This window comes from Cellulomonas sp. NPDC057328 (genome assembly GCF_042667215.1).
Taxonomy (GTDB): Bacteria; Actinomycetota; Actinomycetes; order Actinomycetales; family Cellulomonadaceae; genus Cellulomonas.
This window is the reverse complement of record NZ_JBHUZW010000114.1, coordinates 1-12,920: the sequence shown is the minus strand read 5'-3', so window position 1 is coordinate 12,920 and position 12,920 is coordinate 1. Positions and strand designations below refer to the sequence as shown.

The following is a 12,920-nucleotide window of genomic DNA, read 5'->3' as shown; positions in this document are numbered from 1 at the left end:
CCGCCGGCCGTCCCGCGTCTCAGGCGGCCGCGCCCCGCCCGCCCGACGCGACCAGCGCGACCACGCACAGCACGGCGACGACCATGGCGAGCGTGAACGGCAGGCGGCTGCGCTCGCGCCGCAGCCCCACCGCGCCGCCGGCCGCGCCGGTCGCGACGGCGAGGACCCCGACCGCCGCGGGCACGGGCCCGGGCGGTCCCGGCGGGCCGAGCACGGCGACCACGGCGGCGACGGCGAGCACCGCGGGCGCGAGCAGACCGGTGAGCCGCCGGCCCAGCAGGTGCGGCAGGCCGCGCACGCCCGTCGCGGCGTCGTCCTCGAGGTCGGGCAGCACGTTGGCGAGGTGCGCGCCGACCCCGAGGAGCGCGCCGACCGCGAGCAGCCAGCCGGCCGGGCGCGCGTCACCGGGCAGCGCCAGCACCACGAACGCCGGGAGCAGCGCGAACGCCACCGCGTACGGCAGCCAGGACGCGACCGTCGACTTCAGCCGGAGGTTGTACGCCCAGCCCATCGCCACCGCGCCGACCTGCGCCGCACCCGCGAGGGCGCCGGCGGCGAACGACAGCACGACGGACGCCCCCAGCGCCAGAAGGGCGGCCGTGCGCAGCGTGCGCGCCGTCACCGCCCCCGCCACCACCGGCTTGTCGGTGCGCCCCACCGCGACGTCCCGTGCCGCGTCCAGCCAGTCGTTCGACCAGCCGATCGACAGCTGCCCCGTGAGCACCGCGGCCAGCACGAGGAGCACCGTCGCGGGCGGCGCGCCGATCCCGCCGGCGAGCGCGGCGCACAGCGTCGTGACGACGACCGTCGGCCCCGGGTGGCACGCGCCCGCGAGCGCGGCGACGGCGCGGCCGGGCGTCCGCGGCGCACCCGGGGCCGCGGCGGGCGCGGCAGCGGCGGGCACCGATCCGGCGGGCGCGGTCCCGTCGGCTGCGGGCCGGTCGGGCACGGGTCGGTCGGGCACGGGTCGGTCGGCCACGGGTCGGTCGGGCACGGGGCGGTCGGGCACGCTGCGACGGTAGCCCGCCGCGCCGTCCCGCGACGCCCGTGGCACGATGCCGAGGTGTCGCGCGTCGTCGCAGTCGCCCCCGCCCTCCCGGGGCCCCCGCACGCCCAGGACGCGATCTCCGACGTGATCGCGCCGCTGGTCACGGGCACGGACAGGCGGGCCGGCCAGCTGATGCGCCGCCTGCACCGCAACAGCGGCGTCCGCACGCGGCACCTCGCCCTCGCGCCCGAGCGGTACGCGGAGGTGCGCGACTTCGGGCAGGCCAACGACCTCTACCTGGCGGTCGGCACGGACCTCGCGGCGCAGGCCGCGCGGGACGCGCTCGACCGTGCGGGCATCGCCCCGGAGGACGTCGACCTCATCCTCTTCACGTCCGTGACCGGCATCGGCGCACCGTCGGTGGACGCCGCGCTCGTGGACCGGCTCGGGCTCCGGCGCGACGTGAAGCGGCTCCCCTCGTTCGGGTGGGGCTGCGCCGGCGGCGCCGCCGGCCTCGCCCGGGTGCACGACTACCTCGTGGGGCACCCGCACGACGTCGCGCTGCTCGTCTGCCTCGAGCTGTGCTCGCTGACGCTGCAGCACGGCGGCACCGACCCCGCGGACCTCGTCGCGAGCGGCCTGTTCGGGGACGGCGCCGGCGCCGCGGCGGTCGTCGGACGCGACCACCCCGCCGCGGCGGCCGCCCCCGGCCCCGAGGTCGTCGCCACCCGCAGCCGCCTGTACCCCGGCACCGACGCGGACCTCGGGTGGCGGATCGGCGCCTCGGGCTTCCGGATCGTGCTGTCCGCCGGCCTGCCCGACGTCGTGCGCGGCGAGCTGGCCGGCGACGTCGAGGGCCTGCTCGAGGCGCACGGCCTCAAGACCGGTGACGTCACGCGCTGGGTCGTCCACGCGGGCGGGCCGAAGATCCTCGACGCCGTCGAGCAGGCGCTCGCCCTGCCGGCCGACGCGCTCGCGGCCAGCCGGGCCTCGCTCGCGACCGTCGGCAACCTGTCGTCCGCGTCGGTGCTCGACGTGCTCGACCGCACGCTGCGCGCCGGCACCCCCGGCGGGTCGCCCGGGGTGCTGCTCGCGTTCGGGCCCGGCGTGAGCGTGGAGATGGTGCTCCTTCGCTGGTCCACGGCAGGCTGAGCGCATGCTCCCCCTCTACCTGGTCGTCGTCGGCCTCACCGCCGTCGAGCGCCTCATCGAGCTCGTCGTCTCCACCCGCAACGCCCGCTGGTCGTTCGCCCGCGGCGGCGTCGAGAGCGGCCGCGGGCACTTCCCGGCCATGGTGGTGCTGCACACGGGGCTGCTCGTGGCCTGCGTCGTCGAGGTCCTGGTCGCCGACCGGCCGTTCCTGCCGTGGCTCGGCTGGCCGGCGCTCGCGCTCGTGGTCGCGAGCCAGGCGCTGCGGTACTGGTGCATCGCGACACTCGGACCGCGCTGGAACACGCGCGTCATCGTCGTGCCCGGCCTGCCGCTCGTCGACCGCGGACCGTACCGCTGGATCCCGCACCCGAACTACGTCGCGGTCGTCGTGGAGGGCATCGCCCTGCCGCTCGTGCACACCGCGTGGGTGACCGCGCTCGTGTTCACGGTGCTCAACGCCGTGCTGCTGCTGCGCTTCCGCATCCCCGCCGAGGAGCGGGCGCTGCGGGCGGCGACCGCGGCGGCGTAGCGGCGCCGTGCCGGACACCGACGTCCTCGTCGTCGGCGGCGGGCCCGTCGGCCTGGCCGCCGCCGTGGAGGCGCGTCGCCGCGGGCTCGAGGTCGTCGTCCTCGAGCCGCGCACGGGGACGGTCGACAAGGCGTGCGGCGAGGGCCTCATGCCCGGTGCGCTGCGGCTGCTGCAGCACTGGGAGCTCGATCCGCCCGGGCACCCGCTCGCGGGGATCAGCTACCGGTCCCCGGCCGGGCACGTCGACCACCGCTTCCGCGGGCCCGCCGGTCGCGGCGTCCGGCGCACCGCGCTGCACGACGCGCTGCGTGCGCGCGCGGCCGACCTGGGTGCCGTCACCGTGCCGCGCCGGGCGCAGGACGTGCGCGTCACCGACGACGGCGTCGTCGTCGACGGCCTGTCGGCACGGTACCTGCTGGCGTGCGACGGGCTGCACTCGGGCGTGCGGCGGCGGCTGGGCCTGGAGGCGCCGGCGGCGGCCCGGCCCGGCGGGGCGGACCGGCGCCGGTACGGGCTGCGGCGGCATTACCGCGTCGCGCCGTGGACCGACCTCGTCGAGGTGCACTGGTCGCCCGACGCGGAGGCGTACGTGACGCCGGTCGCGCCGGACCTGGTGGGCGTCGCCGTGCTGGGCCCCCGCGGCGCGGACCTCGACGCGACGCTCGCGGCGCTGCCGGAGCTCGCGGCGCACCTGCGCGGGGCGGAGCCCGCGGGGGCCGTGCGGGGCGCCGGTCCGCTGCGCCAGCGCAGCACCCGCCGCGCCGCCGGGCCGGTGCGGCTCGTCGGCGACGCGTCCGGGTACGTCGACGCGCTGACCGGCGAGGGGCTGCGGGTCGGCTTCGCGCAGGCGCGGGCGGCCGTCGCGACGCTCGACGACCCGGCGGCGTACGAGCGCGCGTGGCGGGCCGCGACGCGCGACTACCGGCTGCTGACGTCCGCGCTCGTCGCGTGGGCCACCTCGCCGCTGCGGCCGGCGCTGCTGCCGGTGGCCCGCCGCTCCCCCGCGCTGTTCGGCACGGTCGTGGAGCGCCTCGCGCGCTGACGCGGCCCGACCGCCGACGCGCCCGCGCACGTCCGGACCGGCGCCGCCGGCCGCCGTACGGTGGGCATCGGACGCGAGGACGCGACGTCGGAGGTGGCGAGGTGCGCACGACCGCACGCAGGGCGACCCGCAGGACCGTCACGACCGCGGGGCTCGGGCTCGCCCTGCTGGCCACGGCGGCCTGCGGCGACGGCCCCGGGACGCCCACGGCCACGCCCACCACCAGCCGCACCGCGACCCCCACGGCCGCGGCCACCCCCACGCCGACGAGCACGGAGTCGTCGGCCCCCGCGACGGCCGCGCCCGAGCCGACGGCGTCCCTCGGCGGGTTCACGGCGCCCGGCACCGAGCTCACGGCGGAGCCGGCGGGCGGCCGGCTGACGGTCGTCGCCGTGCGCACGGGCGAGCACGAGGGCTACGACCGGGTCGTCTACGAGCTGGCCGGCGAGGGGCTGCCCGGGTGGCGCGTCGGCTGGGTCGACCAGGCCGTCGAGGACCCGTCCGGCGCGGTCGTGCCGGTCGACGGCGACGCCGTGCTGCAGGTGTGGCTCACCGGCACCGGGTACCCGCACGACACCGGGCACGAGGAGTTCGCGCAGGACCTGCGGCCGGACGGCGGGGGCGTCGAGCACGTGACCCGCCCCCTCACGTTCGAGGGGATGACGCAGTCGTTCGTCGGCGTCGACGACGGCCCCAGGCCCGTCCGCGTCCTGCTGCTCGAGGACCCGGTGCGCGTGGTCGTCGACGTGCAGGACGACGACTGACCGGACCGCCCACCGACGCGGCTGTCCGGTTCGCCCGACCGGGTGGAACGTGGGAGCGCTCTCGTGGAATCGCTCCCATCTGCGCTACGGTCGTCCCATGACCCGCCGACCCGCCCTCGCCCGCCCTGCCCGCGACACCGTGGCCGGACCCGCCCGCGGCAGCCGGCGCACCCTCGCCGCGGGCGCCGCCGCGTCCGCCGTCCTCGCGCTGGCCGCGTGCAGCAGCTCCAGCGCCGCGGCCCCGTACGAGTCCCCCACGCCGCCGCCGTCGCTGTCCGGCTCGTCGCAGCCCCGCGCGGGCGACGCGTCCGCGAGCGCGACCGCGGTGCCCGCCCCGGCGCCCGCCCCCGGCGAGGAGCCCGTCGGCGTGCCGCCGTTCCAGGACGCGCTCGAGATCTCGCAGACGACCTCCACCGAGTGGGTGAGCGTCGACGACGTCGTGGTCACGCCGCACGACGGCTTCACCCGCGTCGAGTACGTCCTCAACGGCCCCGGCGCCGCCTCCTACGAGGTGTGGTGGGCCGACCAGGCGCTGGACGAGGAGCGAGGCCTCGTCCTGCCGACCGAGGGCGACGCCGTGCTCCGCGTCGCCATCGGGTCCGTGCCGGTGTCCGGCATCGACGTCACGCGCGACGAGCGGGTCGACTCGGGCTCGGTGCTGTCCGTCCTCGCCCCCGTCGCGCTCGACGACGTCGCGGTCGGGTACGTCGACGCCGCGGCCCGCGTGCCGGTCCGCGCGTTCTTCTGGCCGGAGGGCCACCGCCTGGTCGTCGACCTGCTCGACGAGGGGTGAGCCGCGCCGACGTGCGTCAGGACGCCGGCAGCGTGCGGCGCAGCACCAGCGCCTCCCACGGCCGGAGCGTGACGACGCCCACGGCGAGCGCCGCCGGGTCGGGGTAGTTGCCGAGCACGCGCTCGGCCTCCTCGTCCCACGCGTCGTCGAGCTCGACGGTGCGCTCCTCCCCCGTGAAGTTCCCGAGCACGAGGAGCTGGACGTCGTCGAGCGTGCGCGTGAACGCGTACACGTGCGGGTCGTGCGGCAGCAGCATGCGGAAGTCGCCGAGCGCGACCGCCGGCTCGGCGTGCCGCAGCTCGATCAGCCGCCGGTAGTGGTGGAACACCGACGCCGGGTCGGCGCGCTCGGCCTCCGCGTTGACCGTCCGGTGGTTCGGGTGCACGGCGATCCACGGCTCGCCCGTCGTGAAGCCCGCGTGCGGGGACGCGTCCCACTGCACGGGCGTGCGCGCGTTGTCGCGGCCCATGGCCGCGAGCCCCGCGAGGACCTGGTCCTCGCTCGCGTGACCGCGGGTGCGGGCGTCCTCGGCGTACCGGAGCGACTCGATGTCGCGGTACTGCCCGAGGGACGTGAAGTGGGCGTTCGTCATGCCCAGCTCCTCGCCCTGGTAGACGTACGGCGTGCCGCGGTGCAGGTGCAGCACCGTCGCCAGCATCGTCGCGGACTCCCGGCGGTACTCGCCGTCGTCGCCGAACCGGGACACCACGCGCGGCTGGTCGTGGTTGTCCCAGTACAGCGAGTTCCAGCCGACGTCCTGCAGGCCCGCCTGCCAGCGGCCCATGGTCGCCTTGAGGTCGCGCAGGTCGAGCGGCACCGGGTCGAACTTGCCACCGGGACCGTGGTCGAGGCCGACGTGCTCGAACGTGAAGACCATGTCGAGCTCCGCGCGCCGCGGGTCGGTGAAGAGGACGGCGTCGTCGACCGTCGCGCCCGGGGTCTCGCCGACGAGCAGCAGCGACTCCCGCCGGCCCGCGAACACCTCGCGGTGCATCTCCTGCAGGAACTCGTGCAGGCGCGGGCCGTTGTTGGTCCCCGGCCCGGCGTCCCCGAGCACGCCGTGCGTGACCGGCCCGTCGTGCAGCGCGCCGTCGGGGCCGACGACCTTCGAGATGAGGTTGATGACGTCCATGCGGAAGCCGTCGACCCCGCGGTCGAGCCACCAGCGCATCATGTCGTAGACCGCGTGCCGGACGTCGGGGTTCTCCCAGTTGAGGTCCGGCTGCTTGCGGCTGAACAGGTGCAGGTAGTAGTCGCCGGTCGCCTCGTCGAGCTCCCACGCGGGCCCCGAGAAGAACGACTCCCAGTTGGTCGGCTCGGCGCCCGGGTCGCCGGCGGCCATGCCGGGGCGCGGCGGCCGCCACCAGTACCAGTCGCGCTTCGGGCTGTCGACGGACGCGCGCGACTCGACGAACCACGGGTGCTCGTCGCTCGTGTGGTTGACGACGAGGTCCATGACGACCTTGATCCCGCGCGCGTGCAGCGCGGCCACCACCTCGTCGAGGTCCTCGAGCGTGCCGAACAGCGGGTCGACGTCGCGGTAGTCGCTGATGTCGTAGCCGTTGTCGTCCTGCGGGCTGCGGTACAGCGGCGAGAACCAGACGACGTCGACGCCCAGCTCCGCGAGGTGGTCGACGCGCCGCAGCACGCCGCGCAGGTCGCCGACGCCGTCGCCGTCGGAGTCCTGGAACGAGCGGGGGTAGATCTGGTAGACGACCGCGGTGGTCCACCACGGTGCGTCCTCGCGCGTGAAGGTCACGACGGGCTCCTCGGGGGGCGGGTACCGGTCCCCCGACCCTCGCACCGCGCGCGCGTCGGCGCACCCGCGCCCGTCAGGTCGGGACGACCGGCCCCTCCGCCGCGTCGTCCGGGACGGGGTCCATGTCGAACGCCGGCAGGCCGTCGATGCTCGTGCGGTTCTTGCGGCGGCGGTACTCCGCCTGCCCGTCGGGGCCCTTGCGGTCCATGAACTGCGGCAGCAGGTCGCGCTCGCCCGCGTACGTCATCAGCGGCACGCCGTAGCCGCACGAGTCCGAGACGCGCTCGACGTCGACCACGATGACGGCACGCACCCCGCGGGTCTCGGGGAACAGGGCCGCGAGCGCGTCGAACCCCTCGTCGTAGATCGTCACGAACCGGCCGTGCCCGTGCAGGCGGACGATGTTCGGCGGGCCCTCGAACGCGCAGAACATGAGCGTGATGCGCCCGTTCTGGCGCAGGTGCGCGATGGTCTCGGAGCCGCTCGCGGTCAGGTCCGCCCACGCGACCGTGCGCTCGTCGAGCACGACGAACGTGCCGCCCACGCCGCGGGGCGAGACGTTGACGTGCCCGCCGGGCCCGTCCGGTGCCGTCGCGACGAAGAACAGGTGCTGCGCCTCGACGAACGCGCGCAGCCGCGGCGTGATGCTCTCGTGGACCGTGCCCATGCGTCCTCCCTCGGCCGACGGTCGCACGCTACTGCGACGGGCCGCCGCGCGGCCGGCGCGCCCGGCGGCCGGACGCGCCGGCTCAGCCCACCGGCTCAGCCGAGCACGGCGCCCTTCGACGCCGACTGCACGAGCTTCTGGTACTTGCCGAGGACGCCGCGCGTGTACCGGGGCGCGAGCGGGCGCCAGCCCGCGCGCCGGGTCGCGAGCTCCGCCTCGTCGACGAGCAGGTCGAGGGTCGCGTGCGCGACGTCGAGCCGGATGCGGTCGCCGTCGCGGACGAACGCGATCGGCCCGGCGTCGACGGCCTCCGGAGCGATGTGCCCGACGCACAGGCCCGTCGTCCCGCCGGAGAACCGGCCGTCGGTGACGAGCAGGACGTCCTTGCCGAGCCCCGCCCCCTTGATCGCACCCGTGATCGCGAGCATCTCCCGCATCCCGGGGCCGCCCTTCGGACCCTCGTACCGGATGACGACGACGTCGCCGGCCCGGATCGTGCCGTCCTCGAGCGCGTCGAGCGCCGCGCGCTCGCGCTCGAACACGCGCGCCGTGCCCTCGAAGACGTCGGAGTCGAAGCCGGCCGACTTCACCACGGCACCCTCCGGCGCGAGCGACCCGCCCAGGATCGTGATGCCCCCGGTGCGGTGGATCGGGTCGTCGAGCGCGCGCAGGATCCTGCCGTCGGGGTCGGGCGGGGCGATGTCGGCGAGGTTCTCCGCGACCGTGCGACCCGTGACCGTCAGGCAGTCGCCGTGCAGGAGGCCTGCGTCGAGCAGGGCCTTCATGACGACCGGGACGCCGCCGATGCGGTCGACGTCGTTCATGACGTACCGGCCGAACGGCTTGAGGTCGCCGAGGTGCGGCACGCGCTCGGCCACGCGGGAGAAGTCCTCGAGCGTGAGGTCCACCTCGGCCTCGTGCGCGATCGCCAGCAGGTGCAGGACGGCGTTGGTGGAGCCGCCGAACGCCATGACGACGGCGATCGCGTTCTCGAACGCCTCCTTCGTCATGATCTGCCGCGCGGTGATGCCGCGGCGCAGCAGCTCCACGACGGCCTCCCCCGACCGGCGCGCGAACTGGTCGCGGCGCCGGTCCGCGCTCGGCGGGGCGGCCGAGCCCGGCAGCGACATGCCCATCGCCTCGGCCACCGACGCCATCGTGTTCGCCGTGTACATGCCGCCGCACGCGCCCTCACCGGGGCAGATCGCCCGCTCGATGCGGTCGACGTCCTCGCGGCTCATGAGCCCGCGCGCGCACGCGCCGACGGCCTCGAACGCGTCGATGATCGTCACGTCCTTCTCGGTGCCGTCCGAGAGCTTCACCCAGCCCGGCATGATCGAGCCGGCGTACAGGAAGACGCTCGACAGGTCGAGGCGCGCCGCCGCCATGAGCATGCCCGGCAGCGACTTGTCGCACCCGGCGAGCAGGACCGAGCCGTCGAGCCGCTCCGCCATCATCACGGTCTCCACCGAGTCGGCGATGACGTCACGGCTCACGAGCGAGTAGTGCATGCCCTCGTGGCCCATGGAGATGCCGTCCGACACCGAGATGGTGCCGAACTCGAGCGGGTACCCGCCGCCCGCGTGCACGCCGTCCTTGACGGCCTTCGCGAGCCGGTCGAGCGAGAGGTTGCAGGGAGTGATCTCGTTCCAGGAGCTCGCGACGCCCACCTGCGGCTTCGCGAAGTCCTCGTCCCCCATGCCGACGGCGCGGAGCATGCCGCGCGCGGCCGTCGCCTCCAGCCCGTCGGTCACCTGCCGGGAGCGGGGCTTGATGTCGACGCCGGGAGTGGTCTGCTGCACGTCCGTCATGTGCCGAGACTAGGCAGGCGGGGCCTCCGCGGCACCCGGTTCGCGCGCGGCGCCCTCGTTGACGTCCGCCCAGCGCTGCAGGCGTGGCACCAGCGTCGCCGGCCGCGCGTCCAGCACCGGCAGCCGCACCTCGTGGTCGCCCACGTCGATGAGCACGACCTCGGACCAGGACGGGCGCCCGGGGACGTCGCCCCGCACCCCGCGGACGTCCCCCCGGGCGATCGTCAGGGGGTGCCGGCGCCGCTCGAGGAGCAGGTGGTCCGGGGTGAGCACGAGCGTGGCGCGACGCGACACGACGAGCCCCGCGGTGGCCGCGGCGAGCGCGACCGCGAAGCCGACCACCATCACGACCGCGGCGTCCCGTTCGCCACCCACCAGCCGGACCGTCCAGTACACGAGGTTCACGAGCTGCACGGCGGCGAGCGCGCCCAGCCACCGCGGGGGCGGCGGCGTCGTGGCGACGACCTCGCGCATCGCGCCCTCCGTCCGGCGGCGTCCGCACCGCCCGAGGACAGTGTGGCGCGCCGGCCCGCGGTCCGCCGCCCGACGGTCGGGGGCGGTGGACCCGCGCCGGGGACTCCCCCGGACGGCGGGACCGCGCACGCCGCTGCGTCCCTAGCGTGGGAGCCGTGCTGAGCGTCGAGGGTGCTGTGACCGCGGACTACTCCCAGGTGGAGCTGCACGTCGGTGAGGGCGGTGCGGTCGGCGTCGAGGACGCCGTGGGCCTCGTCCTCGTGCTGGACCGCGAGTACCTGGGCGACGTCACCCCGTACGCCATCCTCAGCGTCGCCCGTCAGCACGGCGACGTGCCGGTGCGGGTCGAGGTCCACGACGCCCCGCCATCGACCGCCCTCCGGTGGGACGCCGTCACCGAGTTCTCGGTGCGTACCGGGGACGTCGTCACGGTCACCGGCTGGGCGGGTGCGAGCCCTCTCGCGGTGCCGGTGCCGGCCGGCGCCGACCTCCGCGTCCGGTACGCCGTGCTCGACGGGCAGGCGGGCAGCGACCAGTTCGCCGACGGGCGGTGGGACGAGCCGCCGGCGGAGACGTACGTGCTCCAGCTGTGGCCAGGGCCGCCCGCGCCCGCCGCGCTCGTCTCCGCGTCCTCGCCGTGGAGTCAGTACTGGGCGTTCGGACCCGCTGCCACCGCGGCCGTGCAGCAGCTGAAGGACGTCCCGGACCCCGCGCGCCTCGTCGTGCTCATCGACATGGCCCTCGCGGCGCACCCTGACGCCGCGGCGCGCGTCCGGGCCGGGGACGACCGCTTCCGTCTGGGCCTCGCCCGGTACACGCAGGAGCTCTTCCGCGTCACCTACGCGAGCGGCGCCTACGCGGATCTGCAGCGCGACCACGAGGCCCTCGACCGGCTCATCGACGCCCGGGCGGCGCTCGCCGGGTGAGCGGCCCGACCGCCGGGCGGACGGCGTGCGCCGCCCACCGGGTCAGGCGCGGCGGATGCGGCTCACGTCACGCACGGCGCCCCGGTCGGCGGACGTCGCCATGGCGGCGTACGCCTGGAGCGCCGGGGACACGTACCGGTCGCGGTCGACCGGCTGCCACGGGGTCTCCGAGGCCTCCATCTTGGCGCGGCGCTCGGCGAGGACCTCGTCCGGCACGTTGACGCGGATGAGGCGGGTCTCGACGTCGATCTCGATCTCGTCGCCGTCCTCGATGAGGCCGATGGTGCCGCCGGCGGCCGCCTCGGGGCTGACGTGGCCGACGGAGATGCCGCTCGACCCGCCGGAGAACCGGCCGTCGGTGATGAGCGCGCACACCTTGCCCAGCCCGCGCCCCTTGATGAACGACGTCGGGTAGAGCATCTCCTGCATGCCCGGGCCGCCGGAGGGGCCCTCGTACCGCACGACGACGACGTGGCCCGGCTTCACCTCCTTGCGGAGGATCTTGTCGACGGCCTCGTCCTGCGACTCGCAGACCAGCGCGGTGCCGACGAAGTGGAAGACGTCGGGGTCGATGCCGGCGGTCTTGATGATCGCGCCGTCCTCGGCGAGGTTGCCGCGCAGCACCGCGAGCCCGCCCTCGACGGTGTACGCGTGCGCGACGTCGCGGATGCAGCCGTCCGCCGCGTCGGTGTCGAGGGACTCCCACACGTTGGACGTCGAGAACGCCTGCGTGGTGCGGACGCCGCCGGGGGCGGCGTGGAAGAGCTGCTGCGCACGTTCGGTCGCCCTGCCGCCGCGCACGTCCCAGTCGTCGAGCCACGCGCGCAGCGTCGGCGTGTGCACGGACGTGACGTCGTGGTCGAGCAGGCCGCCGCGGTCCAGCTCGCCGAGCAGCGCGGGGATGCCGCCGGCGCGGTGCACGTCCTCCATGTGGAAGTCCGGGTGGTTCGGCGCGACCTTCGACAGGCACGGCACGCGCCGGCTGATCGCGTCGATGTCGGCGAGCGTGAAGTCGACCTCGGCCTCCTGCGCCGCGGCGAGCACGTGCAGCACCGTGTTGGTCGAGCCGCCCATCGCCACGTCGAGCGCCATCGCGTTCGCGAAGGCGGCCCGCGTCGCGATGCCGCGGGGCGCCGCGGTGTCGTCCTCGTCCTCGTAGTACCGGCGGGCGAGGTCGACGATCGTCCGCCCGGCCTCGAGGAAGAGCTCGCGGCGGGCGCTGTGCGTGGCGAGCGTCGACCCGTTGCCGGGCAGCGACAGGCCGAGCGCCTCGGTCAGGCAGTTCATCGAGTTGGCCGTGAACATGCCGGAGCACGAGCCGCAGGTGGGGCAGGCGTTCTCCTCGACCTGCGCCAGCGCGGCGTCGTCCACCGCGTCGTCGGCCGAGTAGTTGATCGCGTTGATGAGGTTGAGCGGCGTGCGCGCGACCCCGTTCGCGACGACCGCCTTGCCGGCCTCCATCGGCCCGCCCGACACGAAGATCACCGGGATGTTCAGCCGCAGCGCCGCGTTGAGCATGCCCGGCGTGATCTTGTCGCAGTTGGAGATGCACACGAGGGCGTCCGCGCAGTGCGCGTTGACCATGTACTCGACCGAGTCGGCGATGAGGTCGCGGCTGGGCAGCGAGTAGAGCATCCCGCCGTGGCCCATCGCGATGCCGTCGTCGACGGCGATGGTGTTGAACTCCTTGGCCACGCCGCCGGCCTCGCGCACGGCCGACGCGACGAGGTCGCCCATGTCCTTGAGGTGCACGTGCCCCGGCACGAACTGCGTGTACGAGTTGGCGATCGCGACGATCGGCTTGCCGAAGTCCTCGCTGGTCATGCCCGTCGCGCGCCACAGCGCGCGCGCACCGGCCATGTTGCGGCCGTGGGTCGAGGTACGAGAGCGCAGCGGACGGCTCATCGCGGGACTTCTCCTTCACGCGGACGGGGCCCCGGCTGACGCCAGGGGCCCCGACACACTACGTCTCCGTCGTCGCGGGTCGGACGCGCGTCCGGCCCGTGGTCCGCCCA

12 protein-coding genes are annotated in these 12,920 nt (G+C 75.6%); 6 read left to right on the top strand and 6 right to left on the bottom strand.

The genetic code is table 11. The features are described from left to right. Positions 1-19: 19 nt before the first annotated feature. Complete coding sequence (locus tag ACFUMH_RS16015; RefSeq protein ID WP_378207760.1) at positions 20-1,009, bottom strand: UbiA family prenyltransferase; 990 nt, start codon at positions 1,007-1,009, stop codon at positions 20-22. 54 nt (positions 1,010-1,063) lie between these two features. On the opposite strand from ACFUMH_RS16015, the gene ACFUMH_RS16010 reads away from it, so the two are divergent. The 5 genes from ACFUMH_RS16010 to ACFUMH_RS15990 all read left to right on the top strand — a co-directional run bounded on the left by ACFUMH_RS16010 (position 1,064) and on the right by ACFUMH_RS15990 (position 5,268). Then, complete coding sequence (locus ACFUMH_RS16010) at positions 1,064-2,140, top strand: type III polyketide synthase (protein WP_378207757.1); 1,077 nt, start codon at positions 1,064-1,066, stop codon at positions 2,138-2,140. Positions 2,141-2,144: 4 nt separating this feature from the next. After that, positions 2,145-2,669, top strand: coding sequence for an isoprenylcysteine carboxyl methyltransferase family protein (locus ACFUMH_RS16005; protein ID WP_378207753.1), 525 nt, complete (start codon positions 2,145-2,147; stop codon positions 2,667-2,669). Between the two features lie 7 nt (positions 2,670-2,676). Further along, entirely contained in the window at positions 2,677-3,711 is a 1,035-nt protein-coding gene (locus tag ACFUMH_RS16000; protein WP_378207750.1) for an NAD(P)/FAD-dependent oxidoreductase, read from the top strand. A 101-nt stretch (positions 3,712-3,812) separates the two neighbouring features. After that, entirely contained in the window at positions 3,813-4,475 is a 663-nt protein-coding gene (locus ACFUMH_RS15995) for a hypothetical protein (protein WP_378207747.1), read from the top strand. Between the two features lie 97 nt (positions 4,476-4,572). Then, positions 4,573-5,268 (top strand): hypothetical protein, encoded by a 696-nt coding sequence (locus tag ACFUMH_RS15990; protein WP_378207744.1) that lies wholly within the window; start codon positions 4,573-4,575, stop codon positions 5,266-5,268. Positions 5,269-5,284: 16 nt separating this feature from the next. Here the strand turns inward: ACFUMH_RS15990 and ACFUMH_RS15985 are convergent, their stop codons facing one another. From ACFUMH_RS15985 to ACFUMH_RS15970, 4 genes are all read right to left on the bottom strand, one after another. Further along, the gene (locus ACFUMH_RS15985; RefSeq protein WP_378207741.1) at positions 5,285-7,027 is read right to left on the bottom strand and encodes an alpha-glucosidase; all 1,743 of its coding nucleotides are present in this window, start codon (positions 7,025-7,027) and stop codon (positions 5,285-5,287) included. 73 nt (positions 7,028-7,100) lie between these two features. Further along, complete coding sequence (locus ACFUMH_RS15980) at positions 7,101-7,694, bottom strand: pyridoxamine 5'-phosphate oxidase family protein (protein ID WP_378207735.1); 594 nt, start codon at positions 7,692-7,694, stop codon at positions 7,101-7,103. Positions 7,695-7,789: 95 nt separating this feature from the next. Next, positions 7,790-9,505: a dihydroxy-acid dehydratase gene (gene ilvD, locus ACFUMH_RS15975; RefSeq protein ID WP_378207730.1), complete on the bottom strand. Its 1,716-nt coding sequence runs from the start codon at positions 9,503-9,505 to the stop codon at positions 7,790-7,792. 9 nt (positions 9,506-9,514) lie between these two features. After that, on the bottom strand, positions 9,515-9,979 hold the full coding sequence (locus tag ACFUMH_RS15970; RefSeq protein WP_378207726.1) for a hypothetical protein: 465 nt from the start codon (positions 9,977-9,979) through the stop codon (positions 9,515-9,517). Positions 9,980-10,134: 155 nt separating this feature from the next. Between ACFUMH_RS15970 and ACFUMH_RS15965 the strand changes: the two genes are divergently transcribed. Then, complete coding sequence (locus ACFUMH_RS15965; RefSeq protein WP_378207721.1) at positions 10,135-10,905, top strand: hypothetical protein; 771 nt, start codon at positions 10,135-10,137, stop codon at positions 10,903-10,905. 42 nt (positions 10,906-10,947) lie between these two features. Here the strand turns inward: ACFUMH_RS15965 and ilvD (ACFUMH_RS15960) are convergent, their stop codons facing one another. Beyond that, a complete protein-coding gene (gene ilvD / locus ACFUMH_RS15960) occupies positions 10,948-12,810 on the bottom strand; it encodes a dihydroxy-acid dehydratase (RefSeq protein ID WP_378207717.1) in 1,863 nt (620 codons plus the stop codon). Between the last annotated feature and the right edge of the window lie 110 nt (positions 12,811-12,920).

Excerpts from the sequence above, each read along its gene's own strand:
- ilvD (WP_378207730.1), bottom strand. The coding sequence starts at position 9,505 with ATGACGGACGTGCAGCAGACCACTCCCGGCGTCGACATCAAGCCCCGC.
- ACFUMH_RS15970 (WP_378207726.1), bottom strand. The coding sequence starts at position 9,979 with ATGCGCGAGGTCGTCGCCACGACGCCGCCGCCCCCGCGGTGGCTGGGC.
- ilvD (WP_378207717.1), bottom strand. The coding sequence starts at position 12,810 with ATGAGCCGTCCGCTGCGCTCTCGTACCTCGACCCACGGCCGCAACATG.
- ACFUMH_RS16005 (WP_378207753.1), top strand. The coding sequence starts at position 2,145 with ATGCTCCCCCTCTACCTGGTCGTCGTCGGCCTCACCGCCGTCGAGCGC.
- ACFUMH_RS15980 (WP_378207735.1), bottom strand. The coding sequence starts at position 7,694 with ATGGGCACGGTCCACGAGAGCATCACGCCGCGGCTGCGCGCGTTCGTC.
- ACFUMH_RS15990 (WP_378207744.1), top strand. The coding sequence starts at position 4,573 with ATGACCCGCCGACCCGCCCTCGCCCGCCCTGCCCGCGACACCGTGGCC.